Source organism: Bacillus sp. FJAT-45066, assembly GCF_002335755.1.
GTDB classification, from domain to species: domain Bacteria; phylum Bacillota; class Bacilli; order Bacillales; family Bacillaceae_I; genus Bacillus_CD; species Bacillus_CD alkalisoli.
In genome coordinates this window covers 654774-668774 of the sequence record NZ_NISQ01000001.1, presented here as the reverse complement: position 1 = coordinate 668774, position 14001 = coordinate 654774, and the positions used below count along the sequence as shown (strand labels likewise).

The window sequence follows — 14001 nt, the reverse complement described above, 5'->3', positions numbered from 1 at the left end:
TAGAGGTAACGATAAAGTACTCTAGCGTTTTTTCTATTCTATTTGTGTCGTGTTTCTATTTGTCAAACAAATTCTTGCCTTATTCCCCCGCACTCATCTCTTCCGCGGTTTTCCCATGCAGAGAATAAATTTGACCATTCTTTATTGAAACGGCACCTATTACTTCTTCGCCATCCATCATAAGGACAACGGAAGTATAACCAAACAGAGTACGAAGAGGGTGATTTGCAACATAAAAACTTTTATCATGAAGATCCTTCCATCGATAAAAATCTACTGGTTGCTCTTGTACAGCTAGCAATTTACTATGTGGGAATTCCATTGCACTTCTTTTTGTAACCCGGTATGGTCCATTTTCACCCGCGTAATGAAGGACGATAAAGCCTTCTTGTTCTAAGTACTCTTTAGCAACTTTCGTCGTATCCGACTGAAGCGAAAAATGAAAAAATCTCAATCCTAGTAATCCAGCAACTAGCACGATAATACAGATAGCTATATTTTTAATAGCTCTAAGCTTCACCTGTCATCGCTCCTTCCTGCTCACTCACCACGGCCAGCGAATAAAAGGTTTTGGTAGAAAGGACGGTCCGTACACAATTATCTTTTGTATTTCATTCGTTTCCTCATACCAGACCCTCACTCGTTGCCCTTCTTTTAAAGAATCTTTATCATGAATAAACAAGCTCATAAAGCCGAATCCAGAAACTGTTGTCGAGTCTAGTATAGGCTGAGTCTCCAGTGGCCCATACGCAGCATCTCTGTAAAGTTTAATTGGACCAAAAATTACTCCCTCATCATTTACAGAGTAAATAATATGTTTGTCATCATAGTCTCGATAGGTAATAAAGTGGACACCATATAGGAGAACGGTAAATGCCAGAAGTGAAATACCTAACCATTTATAAAACCTTTTCATCCGCATCCTCCTCCGTGATCGAAAATACCTCGCCAGTTAAGTCGCTTATTTGCACAGTAAACTCAGAGTTTTCCTCGTATGTCGAGCTTAAAATCCGTACAATCTTTACGTCCCACATACCGTTTGAGAAATTAATTTCTTCTACCCCATATAAATCCCCTTGCTTATATGATTCATTTAGAGCAACAGAAAGCACTTTTTCTTGAGACAACTTAGCGCCTTCGACCTTTTCAAGGTTCATTCTTTTTATTTTCCGAGCAGAAGACTGAGCTGGATAGCTGTCGGCAACGATTCCACTACCCTTTACCGCCACTTTTTGACCTACTTGAAAATTGCCAGTCGTTCTTAAGAAAAGTGGAATTTTGTACCACGTTGCTTCGTAAAAATTGTGCTCGTTCCTCTCTTGCTCCACAATGAGTAATTGATTATCTTTTTTCTCCATAATATAACCAACAGTGGTTGGGTTTTTTATATCTATCATATAGTAAAATATAATACTTCCTAAAAAAAGGACGACTAGTAAACTAACAATAAACTCCCTCACAGTTTTTCACTCCCTTATGTAGGAAAAAACCGAAGCTAACTAAACTTCGGCTCACATATTATTGGACGTACAGAAAAGCGAAAAGTTTCGCATTCTACCTTATTTCTTACGAAAAGCTGAACCTGCCACTTTTTCTACAAACGTTGGGAATAGTTGATAGGCTTTCGCCGTCGCATTCATCCAGCCTGGCAAATTTATTTCTCGTTTGCCCGTAAACATCGCATCCACTATTTTCTTTGCAACGAAACTCGAGTCAAGCATCCACTTATCTACTTTAGAAGCATAATCGCCTGATGCATCCGCAACTTGGAAAAAGTTTGTTCGGATTGGACCTGGATTTACGGCTGTTACATATATATTCGTACCGTGAAGTTCCATGCGTAAGCTATTCGTAAAACCAAGAACTGCATGTTTCGTAGCCGAATACACACTTGATTTCGGTGTTGCGAGCTTGCCTGCTTGAGACGCGATATTAATGATATGGCCATTGTTTTGCTCCATCATCGTTGGTAAAACAAGCTTTGTACAAGCCATTAACCCAAACACGTTTACTTCAAACATTTTTTCCATATCTGAAAGATTCATATGTAATACTTCATCAAAAATACCGAAGCCTGCATTATTTACTAGGCAGTGGACAGTTGGCACTTTTTCTAAAAGGACAGAAAAAGCTTCTTGAACTTGTTCTAAGTTACCTACATCTACTGGAATGACGACTGCATCCTTATTGTATTGAGATTTAATCTGCGCTGCCACTTCTTCTAGTTTGTCTAAAGAACGAGCCATCAGAATTGGTGTAGCACCGCGTTTACTCACTTCTAGCGCTACTTCTTTACCGATTCCACCTGATGCCCCGGTAATGCAAATAAATTTTCCTTCTAGTGTCATTGTTACTCCCCTATTCTATTGCTTCGTATTGAAAAGGCAATTTCGACCTGTCTACCTTTATTTTACCTTTGTTTTCTAAATAGTCTAGTTGGCCGATTGTTTCGGACATCGTTAGCATGAGTTGTTTTTCAAACACTTGAGGGAATAAATGTTGGCAGACCTCATACGCCGTACAGGATCTTTCTTTTTCAATGAAGCGAAAAACTTTATTCGAACGCTTCTCTTGTTTTGTAAGGCGATCTTGTAAATGTTCTTGAACATTCGTCACGATGCTTCCATGCCCTGGTAAAACTTGTTGAATAGACAACCCCATCATCTTGTGAATAGAGTCGATATAATCTAGAAGTGGTTTCTTCCGCTCCATTTCTCCTGGGTAAGGTGGTTCTATTAAAGGGTTTGGTGAAATGTGATCTAAGATTAAGTCACCACCAATAAGTGTCCCGCTTTCTTCATCGAAAAGTACGAGATGACTGCTCGCATGACCTGGAGTTTCGTATACTTTCCAATTTTCTAGACCGACAAGTGTTTCTCCTTCTTCAATAAAACAAGTCAAACCAATCGTACTCGAAAATCTTAAAATATCATTTACACGTTTAATCATGGGGAAAAAGCGTGGGTCTACTCCACCTTCATGTAAAATTTGAAGATAAAAATCTTCATGTGTTTGGATATATTTTTTATCTTGGATCATCCATGGATGTGAGCGCTTATGCCCTATGATTGGAACATTGCTAGGGGAAAAATCGACTAATCCTACATGATCCGGATGGTGGTGGGTGATGAAAATTTGATCAATGTCACGTGAATGAAGACCATGATTATGTAATGTTTTCGTAAAAACGTCCCACGCTTCGTTTGTTTTTACACCAGCGTCTACAAGTGTCACTCTTTCACCGATAATTACATATGTATGAACATCCCCAACTGCAAAAGGGGTTGGTACAGTAATTTGTTTGATTTGTTGTTTACAGGATACCATTTCCATCTTCAGTCCAATCTCCCTTAATGTTATTTCTGTAAAAGTACGTTTCACAAAGTATAACTACAATCCGAAAAACGAAAGGTAACTAATCATTAGTAAATATGACAATTCTAAATGCAAACGTTACATCATAAGAACCACGAAAGTTCGTTTTTCAATAAACAAAACCAAAATAAAATTATACTAAAAAATATATGTCACAAAATGAATAGCGATTCATTGTTAGGATGTACTAATTTAACCAAAAAACAGTGTAGGTTGTAAACAAATTTCAGAAAAAAATTATTATTTTTATAAAGTGAATCAACATTATAATTACGGTTCGTTTAATGAAAAACGAATATTTTTCTATAGAAAAGAATTATATGTTCGTTGTTAAAGGGATTTCTATCAGCGTATACGGTAATTTGTTTCATTTTTCGTATAGTAGTCATACATTATGAAATGGACTCAAACAGAAGAAAAATATTAAGAAAACAACCTATTGACTTTCCTTTCATTCGGTTGCATAATAATAAAAATCAAACCGGAAACGTGTTGAATAGGACTAGTAAAGAACGTACGACGAAAAGAGATGGAGACTCACCGGCTGAAAGGTTTCCTCGTCCCCTACTTTCTTGAACCTACCTAGGAGCAATTAGGGAATAACCTAATCGTTAACCCGCGATAAGGGTAATGGAGCTGGGCTTAATGAATTGGAATTGTTAAGCCAACAAAGGTGGTACCGCGGATACAAGACCAATCCGTCCTTTTTTATAAGGATGGATTGGTCTTTTTTGTATACAAAACAATTAATAAAGGATGGTGAAAAGCATGAAAGTTGCATTTATTGGTGCAGGAAATATGGCAGAAGCAATTATTAGTGGTTTACTGAAGAAGGAGATTAGCAAGCCGTGTGACATAATGGTGACAAACAAGCAAGATGATCACAGACTAGAGCTTTTGGAAAACACGTATGGAGTTGTTGTTAGTCGTAATTTAGAAGTAATTTTAGAAAATGCGGATGTCGTTTTTCTTGCAATGAAGCCAAAAGATGCAAAAGAAGCCATCCAGTCTATTTCAAAATATATAACAACTAATATGTTAGTTGTCTCTGTCCTCGCAGGGATTTCCACTTCGATGATTGAAGGATTGCTCGTTACCGGAGCACGTGTCATTCGAACAATGCCAAACACTTCCGCAGCTGTTGGGTTATCTGCCACAGCGATTGCGGCTGGTAGTAATGTAAGTGAAAGAGACTTAGCTACTGCACAACATATTTTTTCAAGTATTGGTGTTTGTACTGTTGTAGAAGAAGAACAAATCCATGCAGTTACAGGGCTTTCTGGAAGCGGTCCAGCTTATTTTTATTACATGGTTGAATCATTGCAAAACGCCGCTGTCAAAGAAGGGCTAGGGGTAGATGTAGCAAAAATGTTAATTCGACAAACGATACTCGGAGCCGCTCAAATGTTAGCTGTTTCGGAAAAAGATGCTGCACAATTACGGTTAGACGTGACAAGTCCAGGCGGTACGACCGAAGCTGGAATTAGGGTACTGGAACAATATGCTACTTCCATCGCATTAGAAGCATGCCTACATTCAGCTGCAGAAAGATCACGAGAGTTGGGGGCTATGTTGGAATGAAGGGGAATATGCAGGATGTTTTTAGCATTAATAAAAATAGATAAATGTCTTCTCCTTATACGTCTTGAGACGTAGTGTAAAATAAACCGTTGGCCGTTATGTATCCAGATATATTTTAGTTAAAATAGGTTCATCGTAATCTATATGAGGTGTGAACATGAAAAAAGTTGGCAATAAATCTATTATTCACCATGTAATTTTGTATTCCACAATTATCTTAGTTCTCAATTTCTTATTACCTGATTTGTTTCCCATTTACAGAATAACTCTTATGAGTATCGCCACCTTAATTCTAATAAGTTTAATTACTTCATTTTTAATAAGTAAAAAGAGGTTTTACGATATTTTAAAATCGGTAATGAATTATTATTTTGTATTCATAATTGCAATTTTGCTTACTTACTATATAACTACATTCCTTGTATTTAAAGAAGTACATGGGCTCGAACAATTTTTTATAAATCATATCGCAACCGCTAAATTAATATATTTTTTAATCTGTGTACTTCAAAATATATTATTACCTATTCCAGAAGCCGCAACAATTATAGCAGGTAGTACTGTTTTAGGGTCACATAATGCTTTTATTATTGGTCTAATTGGAACTTTAATTGGTGTAACGACCATGTTTTTTATTACAAGGTATGGTGGAATAAAACTTGTTTCCAAGTACGTGAATGAGAAACACCTTATTCGCTATCAAAAATATACTCAAAAAAATGAAATTCTCTATCTATTTGCCTTATTTATTGTTCCCATCTTACCAGATGAAATAATTTGTATTGGAGCAGGACTTAGTAAAATTACTATCAAGAGATTCCTTGTAATAGCGCTAACGTCAAAAGTGTTAACAACCTTTATATTTGCTTATTCCATAGAATTAGCAGGGGCATTTTCGTTAACAACATCTCAAATTGTACTTTCCATTTCCATTATTGTAATTGGGATATTGATCGGCACTTTAATTGTAAAAAGGATAAAAAAGTAATAATTGATTTAAAAATATCGCTTATAAATTTTTGCTAGTTCCATTGCATAAGAATCATGCCTATATTCTGCTGTGAAAAGATCATGGAAGTTTGGGGCTATGTTGTCGGAAAATGAAAATGTAGACAATATAAAGAGAAAGTAGCCTTGAGGAGACAATTAGGGCTACTTTCGTTAATTATGCATCATTCCAAACCTCATCATCTATATTATTATCCCAGAACCCTATGCTGCTCTCACTTGCTTTTATTAAATCTTCGGTTAGGTTTTTTTCTTTTTTCGCTTTTAAATATTCAGCACTATCTAGAATCTTGTCGACTTCCTGCTCTGGAATTTCATCGATAATTTTAAGTAACCTTTCCTTTGCATTATTCATGTTATAATCACCTTCATATTATCTAGTTCTAGATTCTTTACTACATCATTTTGGAAATATCGACAATTTTATTAATCACAGAACCTACATCATCATTATCTTTTACTACAAATAAATAGTCCGCTTCCCATTCTTCAGGATCGGCAACATCTTCTAATTGTGATTCAGCTTGTTGCCTCAATAGCACTTGCTCAAAATTAGAATAAGCCCCCCTAAATATATTGATACTACGTTGGCTATGAATAACTCTCTCTTTAAGAACATCATCTGGGATATCAAAAAATACAAGAATACGAACGAATCTATTTTCATTAAACAACTCTTCAAGTAGATTCAACCGGCTTTTTCGGCTTCGATTTGAATTACAAATAATAAGATGCAAGTCAGTATTTGCTATTGCGTAGTCAACTATCAACTTCGAGAGGGCGTGCTTTATCATATTTGGCCCCTGTTCCACTTGCAGTTTATGATAAAAAGTATTTATAAATTCAGCGTTGTTATCTTGATCCATCACAAAAGAATTATTCAACTCTTGTTCTAGTTTTCTAGCGAATGTCGTTTTTCCACTGTGTGTTTTACCAACCGTCATAATCACTAACCTCTTCATAATTCCACCTTATTTAAAGTAATTCTTTTTTACATTATGGCAAGTACTTGCCATTCAACATAAAATTGCCAACCTGAATCTCTTCTGTTCCTTCTCTCAAATGCACCAGTTAACCTAAGACTGTTTCTCTAATTCCTCATAATATTTTTCAGGATCAGAAATATTATTTTCAACAAAAAATTTTGCTTGGCTTTTAAACAAATTTATGTAAGACTCCCTATCCATGCTTAAATTACTTAATTCGTCAACGTTATCCTCAACAGTCACCGAATCCTCTTTTAAATTAACAATCACTTTCATATATATCTTATCCTTATATATCACTGTACCAACTACCTTTTGTTCCTTTAAATCAACCAGTGGGAATTCGTGACGTACTCCCGTGGGAACAAACATTGTGTATCCAACATTCTTTTTTCTTTTGAAAAATACCCATGCTCCTAAAACAGTTATCCATAATAAATTTAGCTTACTTATAATTTTTGGCATCTAGAAGTCTCCCTTAATACTCTTTCTTTATCATTGGCTGTGTTAAAGACCGCTGTCTTCCACGCATATCTTTGCTTTCTGCTGGCGTTAAAAAGGAAGGTTATTTACACTACCGTGAAAAAACCTACTCCTCGACACATTCGCTCCCGCAGGAATCTATGATATGCGCGTAAATCAACCGCTTGAAATGTTTAAAAATCAACATTAGCCTTTACATAGCCTTATCTTTAATAAATACTCTCACTCTCTCCCTAGCACGAAAATCAACTGCTAGGAAGGTGTCAGGTCAAAAATCGACATTAACAATTAACATAGCCAGATAAAAAAAATTACGGTTTTAACTCAAGAAAGTACTCCCTTATTTCTATTGGTAACTCTTCCACAGCAAGCACCTTGAGCTTTTGAATTCTTGGCGTTCCTGGAGTAGTCATAATGATATAAGACTTATCTTCGTATTCAAAAATCGTGAACTGACTAATACTGTTTGCAGGATTTCCTAATTTATTTAAGTATTTAAAGTCTTCCTCAGTAAAATTATCCTCGTATCCTTTTAACATTAACATTTGGGCTTTTTCAAAGTCTCTGGCAAATGAAATAGATTGATATAAATCTATAGAGTTAGTAGGCTTAAAAAGATGAACAAAATAATGAAATGAAAGACTTATGGTGAAAACTAATATTGCAACTACTATCCTATTCTTTAACGACATTTTTTTGAAAAACCACACTCTCATACCCCCTTTATTTTTTTAGGCTCAGCTGTTTTTTAGTGAATTCAGGATTTTTTAAACTCCATAAGCACCTGCTCCATTTCTTCTATGAAGTTAGGTTCCTTCCATAATGTAATTGCCTTTAGCTCTCCAAACTTTTGGATAAGGAGCTTAAGAGCTATATAACCAATATAATATCCTAAACGTGTATGCCCATATTGCGTCCCCCCGTTAATGGAGAACCATTCTCGGAAAACATCCATATGTGACTCTGTCTTAGATTCGTTTAGAAAAGTAGCAATAATTTCTTCCGTATTACTTTGGGCAAACCTCAACCATTCATCTCCCTTGTCATCATAGGAAAAATAAACCGCCTCATCTACCACCGTCACCTGCTTCGAAAAATACGTTGCACAGCCTTCTTGTAATAACCATGTATACGGATGAAACCATTGAAGCTTTGACCAATCAATACCCGATAGGTCTGTCAACTTGTTATGGAGTGCGTGTCCGAACTCATGAGCAATAATGACTTTTAAATGCTCATCCTTTGGTGATAACTTCTCTAAACAAAACGTTATATCAGGTATTATTTGTCGATGTGTAAAAGCGTTTGATCCGTAGCAACCCACAATAATATGTACATCGTTCATAAATTTGATATCATATTTTACCTCGTAATCATTAACAACTTGCCTTATGAAAGATTCGATTTTCCGATTACACTCTTTAATTTCATTAATATCAGTTGAGTATCTTTCAATAGCAGCTCTCCTTTTCTCATCTGCATTTTTGCAATGATATAAAAAATACTCTTCAAAATGAGGAGAAAACTTTTCGTGGTAGTTTTGAAGAAGCTGCTTATTTGTTTTGAAATTCTCTAAAAAATATGGAACAGTATTGTAAATATTCATTTTCTCATCCTTTTATAAATGAAGTTGACAATATAATTTTAACATAATATCCCAGTACAAATATCTAAATTTTTGAATTATAATGAAAAATTGATCAAACTCTGAATTTAAGCTAATGGAAAAAAATACGCCTACCAAATTAACATCTAATTTGATAGGCGTTACAACTTTTATTATTTTACAAAATATCACAAGTGCCTGGCACCGACAGTTATGTGGAGTGGACGGTGTATTGGTTTTTGCCGTTTTGTTTGGATTGGTAGAGTGCTTGGTCAGCTCGATTGATGACTTTTAGTGGGTCTTCGTCCTTTTCCTTAGCATTCCAAAGGGCAATACCGATACTACATCCGATGTGTATAGGCTCCGTATTTTCAACTAAAAAGAAAGGTTTATTTAAAGACTGTATAATAACTGAGGCTACTTCATGAACCTGTCCTACATTTTGCATGCATAGAACAAATTCATCCCCTCCAAGGCGGACTACTATATCGTGGTTAGCTGTCACTTCTTTTAATCGCGCAGCCACTTCTTGAAGCAAAACGTCTCCTGTATGGTGGCCATACGTATCGTTTACTTGTTTAAATCCATCTAAATCTAAGTAAAAGAAAGATAAAGTATCTTCCGAATGTTCTTCTTTAAACCAACTCAAATATCTGTCCAGTGCTACTCTATTAGGCAGGCCGGTCAATTTGTCATGAAGTGCTAAATTTTGCATTTCACCGAGTTTGCCTTCTGTTTTCGTTAAAGATTGAACCAATTCACGCAAAGAAGTGGATAGAACTTCGATTTCATTGATTCCTTTCTGTACAGGGATATCTTTTCGCTTTCCAGTTCGTAACTCATCTGCATACTTACTAAGTTGACGTAAAGATTTGGAAATACGGCCAGCAAGTATCCAGCCTAAAAAAGCAAACACAAGCGCCCCGACTACACCACTCCACAGAATGCTATGGCGTAATTCTTTTACCGCTTCAAACGCAATGGATTCAGGTTGGCGAACTAAAACAGTCCATCCTAGCCCTGGATACTCCGCATAACCAGCACCGTAAGCATAACCTGTTACATATTTCTTTCCATCTGGCCATAATTCCACTGCCCATTCATTTTCACCAAGTCTAGATTGTTCAATACTATCAAGTTCAAGTGATTGCCCCACTAACTCTTCTGGTCCTAGTAAAACTGTATTATCAAAAGAACTAATAATTAGTATATCTAGTTGATTTTTATATTGCTCTTTTAAGGAAGAAACGACAACCGCTTGCGCCTCTTTAGACCATTCCCAACTTAAATGTGTCGCGAGAACCCCTTTAAATTCGTCATCATCATTAAAAATCGGTGTACTAATATCAACAAATTGTAACGGCTCACCTGATGGATTTGGTAAAAGACTAGATAACAATACTGCATCGTGAACATCACCTATAAATGTCTCTTTTTGCGACTCCGTAAATACTGGTCTAGAAGAAATATCTACCCCTTCCAAAATATTGCCTGTTGACACTTGTACAATTCCATTTTCGTCCGTAAACCCTATCCAAGAAAAGGATGGGAAGTTACGTTGAAGTTCATTTATTAAGTTTTGTGTTTCTTCTGCATCATCAAATTCTTTAAATGCATTTAATGTACTTAAAACTTGTACTTCTCCGTACCTAGCCCACATGAAATGGTCTAACTTATCTGCCATAACGTAGGCAACACTTGCTAAAGAATCCCCTATTTCCGATTTTACTTGCTCGGTAGTTTTGTTTGTAATCGACCAACTAATGATAGAAGTAAATAAAATAATAAATGTTGCAAATATAATCGCAACGTACGTTCGTAAAGTAATAGACATATAAAAATCCCTTTATTTAGAAATTTTACTACTCTACCATTATACTTTTCTTTTGTCGCTTTTTGGAGAAAAACATTTGTTTATCTGAAGAAATTTTAGTTAACTTTCGCTAGCCTTTTAACTAGATCTTCTAGCATGCTCGGAAACTCTCCAAAACTAAACGCAACATTTAATCTTTCTGTCCATTGGTGTGGGTCTTTTCCGACTGGTCCAAGATTGAATACTGGCATTTGCAAGCTCTTCATATCGTTAAAAGGTAGTGAGAAAGAATGGTCATATATCGGAATATTCTTTTCTAGTAATTGATGATCTGTTAAATTTGCTTTTCCTACAAAACTTAAATCACATAGCCCTGAGAAATAGATTTGTTTCGTCCAATTTACCCCTTCTGCATTCCAAGTATGAATAAATTCCTTTGCTATATTCATTAGCTCGTCCTCTTCCTCTGTCGCAACAGCCGGATAGAAAGGTGGAGCGAAGAAGAGAACAATCATCGGCGCTTCTTCTCTACATAACGAAGCAATTTCTTCTACCACTTTTATTGATTGCTCTCGCTCATCAAACTGAGCATTGGCTTGTATGACTCCTGCGATACGAGAGTTAATTTCCTCTTCTCCATGCTTCTCTTTTGCCATCGCTAGTAATTCCTCGTACGAATAAACGGAAACTTGATATTCAGGCTTAGAAAAAGATTCGAAACGAGCATACGCATTTATTTTTAGCTTCATGTGTTCTTCTATATTAACAGCCGCTTGGCGGGCAATTTGGATAAATTCCGTCTTCCACTGCTGCAGCGATTTTTTCATAAACAACACATTAAATAGTGTGACGGCTGTATGTGGAATTTGTACGGAGTATTCGGTTTTTAAATCTTTTTGGATCAGGTTACTTGGCGGTGGTGTTACTTCACCTGAAACTTCTTCACATAAATCCACATTTAATTCTAGTAAACGATGAACTTCTGAAACCATTAAGTTAGCATTTAAGCCTGCAAGTGGCTCGCCAACGTGTGTTTCTTTCCCGTAGCAAAAAAATCCAGGAAGTAGCTTACCGATTGAACCTGTATATAGGTAGAGATTGTCATCCCCTGGATATTGTTGAAACATTGGTTCTGAATTCACACATGCTAAATAGTTTAAATTATGTTCCGCTGCTAGTTGGCTTAGAGCTGGTAGGGACTGTAGCATTCCTTTCGAGTTTACCTCTTCGTCTGGGACAGCCAACAACAGCAAATTTACGTCCCAGTTTTCGTGGATGGCTTTTTCAATCAGTCCCATTTGCAACGCTAGTCCAGCTTTCATATCCATCGTTCCACGACCAAACAACCAATCCCCAGAAAGTAAATGCTCTTTTGCTTCTTCGGGTAGACTATCCAAATGATTGTGAAGTTCACGAGTCAGTTCTACAGGTTGAAAGGCCAGGTCTTTTAAAACACCGTAGTCTTCTACTCCAACTACGTCAAAATGGCTCAGTAAAATGATTGTGTCAGACTTGGCCGATTGTTTGACGAAACCAGTAACGAAGGAACGGCCATCCTCCATTCGATGCTGTTGCAAGTGCTCAGGATTTTTCTCAAAAAAAGGAAGTTGTTGCAGTTGATAATATATGTAAGAGGCTAGGCGATTTTCTTCGTCGGAAAGTGTAACGCTACCGTGTTGTACGAGTGATACTAATAGGTCGGTTAGTTGTAGTTTAGTTTGCCAGTTCATGTGAATTCCCCCTAGTAAAGAATGTTCTGATTTTTATCATACTATTTTTTTCGCTATAAAAACACCTATTGTTTGGGTTCAGAAAAAGAGCGTGCTATACTTTATTTAGCAATACGAAACATCAGGAGGTAAGTTTATGAATTCAGCTTTATTTACACCATTTACAGTGAAAAATGTCACAATGAAAAATCGAATTGTTATGTCACCAATGTGTATGTATTCAAGTCATAAAGAAGATGGACATGTACAAGACTGGCATGTAACACATTACGTGTCGCGCGCTGTTGGTCAGGTAGGTTTAATTATGATTGAAGCGACGGCAGTATTGCCTGAAGGAAGGATTTCTTCTAAAGACCTTGGCATTTGGAATGACGATCATACTCGTGGATTAAAAGAGTTGAACCGCCAAATGAAAATGTATGGTTCTAAAACGGCGATTCAATTAGCACATGCAGGGCGAAAAGCGATGGTTGATGGAGATATTTTTGCACCTTCCGCTATTCCTTTTAATGAAAAAATGCGCACACCAGTTGAAATGAGCTTGGATGATATTAAGCATACTGTGAATGCTTTTGTGGAAGGAGCTCGCCGTGCAAAAGAGGCTCATTTTGATATTATTGAACTTCATGGAGCTCACGGATATTTGATTAACGAATTTTTATCACCGCTTACGAATCAACGCACTGATGAATACGGTGGGTCTAAAGAAAACCGTTACCGATTCTTAAAGGAAATTATTGATGGCGTGAATCAAGTGTGGGATGGCCCGTTATTCGTTCGTGTATCCGCTAATGACTACCATCCAGAAGGATTATCGCCTGAAGATTATGTAGAGTATGCGGCTTGGATGAAGGAGCAAGGAGTGGACTTAATCGACGTAAGCTCAGGTGCAGTAGTGCCTGCGGCTATTCCTGTCTTCCCTGGATATCAAGTTACTTTTTCTGAAAAAATAAAGCATGGGGCAGCCATTTCTACTGGTGCGGTAGGTTTAATTACAACAGGCATACAGGCTGAAGAAATTGTACAAAACAATCGTGCAGATTTAGTGTTTATCGGCCGTGAATTGTTACGCGACCCTTATTGGGCTAGAAGCGCTGCAAAGGAATTGAATGTAGAACTTGCTCCACCTGTTCAGTATGAGCGTGGGTGGTAGACACCATATAATCTGGAGAAATTGCACTCTACAGTTTAATCAACAAAGAAGATCGGCTTCATTAAGCGGTCTTCTTTTTTAATTTTTTTTCATTTCTACCACCGCACTTCTTAATCTTAATAACTAATATTTTTGTTTTCATCTTCTATATATTCTTGTATCAGTTCTTTTAGTTCATCTTCGTTATGGTATCACTTCATTCAATTCCATACCAATCTTGTAGATTCTTCTTGTGATTGGATACTCACCTATTTCAAAATAGAAAG

Annotated in this window: 15 protein-coding genes and 1 other annotated feature; of the genes, 3 read left to right on the top strand and 12 right to left on the bottom strand. The window is 36.6% G+C overall.

Annotated elements, in window-relative coordinates; translation table 11 throughout:
* Positions 1-79: 79 nt before the first annotated feature.
* The 5 genes from CDZ92_RS03345 to CDZ92_RS03325 form a co-directional block, all read right to left on the bottom strand.
* A complete protein-coding gene (locus CDZ92_RS03345) occupies positions 80-520 on the bottom strand; it encodes a hypothetical protein (protein WP_096153535.1) in 441 nt (146 codons plus the stop codon).
* A 24-nt stretch (positions 521-544) separates the two neighbouring features.
* Entirely contained in the window at positions 545-916 is a 372-nt protein-coding gene (locus CDZ92_RS03340; protein ID WP_096153534.1) for a hypothetical protein, read from the bottom strand.
* Positions 900-1460 (bottom strand): DUF3221 domain-containing protein, encoded by a 561-nt coding sequence (locus CDZ92_RS03335; protein ID WP_096153533.1) that lies wholly within the window; start codon positions 1458-1460, stop codon positions 900-902. The genes CDZ92_RS03340 and CDZ92_RS03335 overlap by 17 nt, the downstream gene beginning before the upstream one ends.
* 99 nt (positions 1461-1559) lie before the next feature.
* Positions 1560-2348 (bottom strand): SDR family NAD(P)-dependent oxidoreductase, encoded by a 789-nt coding sequence (locus tag CDZ92_RS03330; protein WP_096153532.1) that lies wholly within the window; start codon positions 2346-2348, stop codon positions 1560-1562.
* A gap of 10 nt (positions 2349-2358) precedes the next feature.
* Positions 2359-3333 carry an MBL fold metallo-hydrolase gene (locus CDZ92_RS03325; RefSeq protein WP_096153531.1) on the bottom strand — a complete coding sequence of 325 codons (975 nt, stop codon included), beginning with the start codon at positions 3331-3333 and terminating at the stop codon, positions 2359-2361.
* Positions 3334-3858: 525 nt separating this feature from the next.
* Positions 3859-4084, top strand: a binding site (T-box leader).
* Between the two features lie 59 nt (positions 4085-4143).
* On the opposite strand from CDZ92_RS03325, the gene proC reads away from it, so the two are divergent.
* The gene (gene proC / locus CDZ92_RS03320; RefSeq protein ID WP_255249770.1) at positions 4144-4956 is read left to right on the top strand and encodes a pyrroline-5-carboxylate reductase; all 813 of its coding nucleotides are present in this window, start codon (positions 4144-4146) and stop codon (positions 4954-4956) included.
* Between the two features lie 157 nt (positions 4957-5113).
* Positions 5114-5944 (top strand): TVP38/TMEM64 family protein, encoded by an 831-nt coding sequence (locus CDZ92_RS03315; RefSeq protein WP_096153529.1) that lies wholly within the window; start codon positions 5114-5116, stop codon positions 5942-5944.
* A gap of 177 nt (positions 5945-6121) precedes the next feature.
* Here CDZ92_RS03315 and CDZ92_RS03310 read toward each other — a convergent pair whose 3' ends face one another.
* From CDZ92_RS03310 to CDZ92_RS03280, 7 genes are all read right to left on the bottom strand, one after another.
* Positions 6122-6319 (bottom strand): DUF2281 domain-containing protein, encoded by a 198-nt coding sequence (locus CDZ92_RS03310; RefSeq protein ID WP_096153528.1) that lies wholly within the window; start codon positions 6317-6319, stop codon positions 6122-6124.
* 40 nt (positions 6320-6359) lie between these two features.
* Positions 6360-6926 carry an AAA family ATPase gene (locus tag CDZ92_RS03305; RefSeq protein WP_096153527.1) on the bottom strand — a complete coding sequence of 189 codons (567 nt, stop codon included), beginning with the start codon at positions 6924-6926 and terminating at the stop codon, positions 6360-6362.
* Between the two features lie 114 nt (positions 6927-7040).
* Positions 7041-7415: a hypothetical protein gene (locus CDZ92_RS03300; protein ID WP_255249769.1), complete on the bottom strand. Its 375-nt coding sequence runs from the start codon at positions 7413-7415 to the stop codon at positions 7041-7043.
* A 329-nt stretch (positions 7416-7744) separates the two neighbouring features.
* Positions 7745-8143: a hypothetical protein gene (locus CDZ92_RS03295; protein ID WP_255249768.1), complete on the bottom strand. Its 399-nt coding sequence runs from the start codon at positions 8141-8143 to the stop codon at positions 7745-7747.
* 47 nt (positions 8144-8190) lie between these two features.
* Positions 8191-9039: a DUF5700 domain-containing putative Zn-dependent protease gene (locus CDZ92_RS03290; RefSeq protein ID WP_096153525.1), complete on the bottom strand. Its 849-nt coding sequence runs from the start codon at positions 9037-9039 to the stop codon at positions 8191-8193.
* Positions 9040-9250: 211 nt separating this feature from the next.
* Positions 9251-10873, bottom strand: coding sequence for a sensor domain-containing diguanylate cyclase (locus CDZ92_RS03285; RefSeq protein WP_096153524.1), 1623 nt, complete (start codon positions 10871-10873; stop codon positions 9251-9253).
* A 95-nt stretch (positions 10874-10968) separates the two neighbouring features.
* Positions 10969-12582: a M20/M25/M40 family metallo-hydrolase gene (locus tag CDZ92_RS03280; protein ID WP_096153523.1), complete on the bottom strand. Its 1614-nt coding sequence runs from the start codon at positions 12580-12582 to the stop codon at positions 10969-10971.
* A gap of 136 nt (positions 12583-12718) precedes the next feature.
* On the opposite strand from CDZ92_RS03280, the gene namA reads away from it, so the two are divergent.
* The gene (gene namA / locus CDZ92_RS03275) at positions 12719-13735 is read left to right on the top strand and encodes an NADPH dehydrogenase NamA (protein WP_096153522.1); all 1017 of its coding nucleotides are present in this window, start codon (positions 12719-12721) and stop codon (positions 13733-13735) included.
* The last annotated feature ends 266 nt before the right edge of the window (positions 13736-14001 follow it).

Bases quoted from the DNA above. Each gene is read 5' to 3' on its own strand.
- CDZ92_RS03340 (WP_096153534.1), bottom strand. From the start codon at position 916: ATGAAAAGGTTTTATAAATGGTTAGGTATTTCACTTCTGGCATTTACC.
- CDZ92_RS03330 (WP_096153532.1), bottom strand. From the start codon at position 2,348: ATGACACTAGAAGGAAAATTTATTTGCATTACCGGGGCATCAGGTGGA.
- CDZ92_RS03325 (WP_096153531.1), bottom strand. From the start codon at position 3,333: ATGGAAATGGTATCCTGTAAACAACAAATCAAACAAATTACTGTACCA.
- proC (WP_255249770.1), top strand. From the start codon at position 4,144: ATGAAAGTTGCATTTATTGGTGCAGGAAATATGGCAGAAGCAATTATT.
- CDZ92_RS03315 (WP_096153529.1), top strand. From the start codon at position 5,114: ATGAAAAAAGTTGGCAATAAATCTATTATTCACCATGTAATTTTGTAT.
- CDZ92_RS03310 (WP_096153528.1), bottom strand. From the start codon at position 6,319: ATGAATAATGCAAAGGAAAGGTTACTTAAAATTATCGATGAAATTCCA.
- CDZ92_RS03305 (WP_096153527.1), bottom strand. From the start codon at position 6,926: ATGAAGAGGTTAGTGATTATGACGGTTGGTAAAACACACAGTGGAAAA.
- CDZ92_RS03300 (WP_255249769.1), bottom strand. From the start codon at position 7,415: ATGCCAAAAATTATAAGTAAGCTAAATTTATTATGGATAACTGTTTTA.
- CDZ92_RS03290 (WP_096153525.1), bottom strand. From the start codon at position 9,039: ATGAATATTTACAATACTGTTCCATATTTTTTAGAGAATTTCAAAACA.
- CDZ92_RS03285 (WP_096153524.1), bottom strand. From the start codon at position 10,873: ATGTCTATTACTTTACGAACGTACGTTGCGATTATATTTGCAACATTT.
- CDZ92_RS03280 (WP_096153523.1), bottom strand. From the start codon at position 12,582: ATGAACTGGCAAACTAAACTACAACTAACCGACCTATTAGTATCACTC.
- namA (WP_096153522.1), top strand. From the start codon at position 12,719: ATGAATTCAGCTTTATTTACACCATTTACAGTGAAAAATGTCACAATG.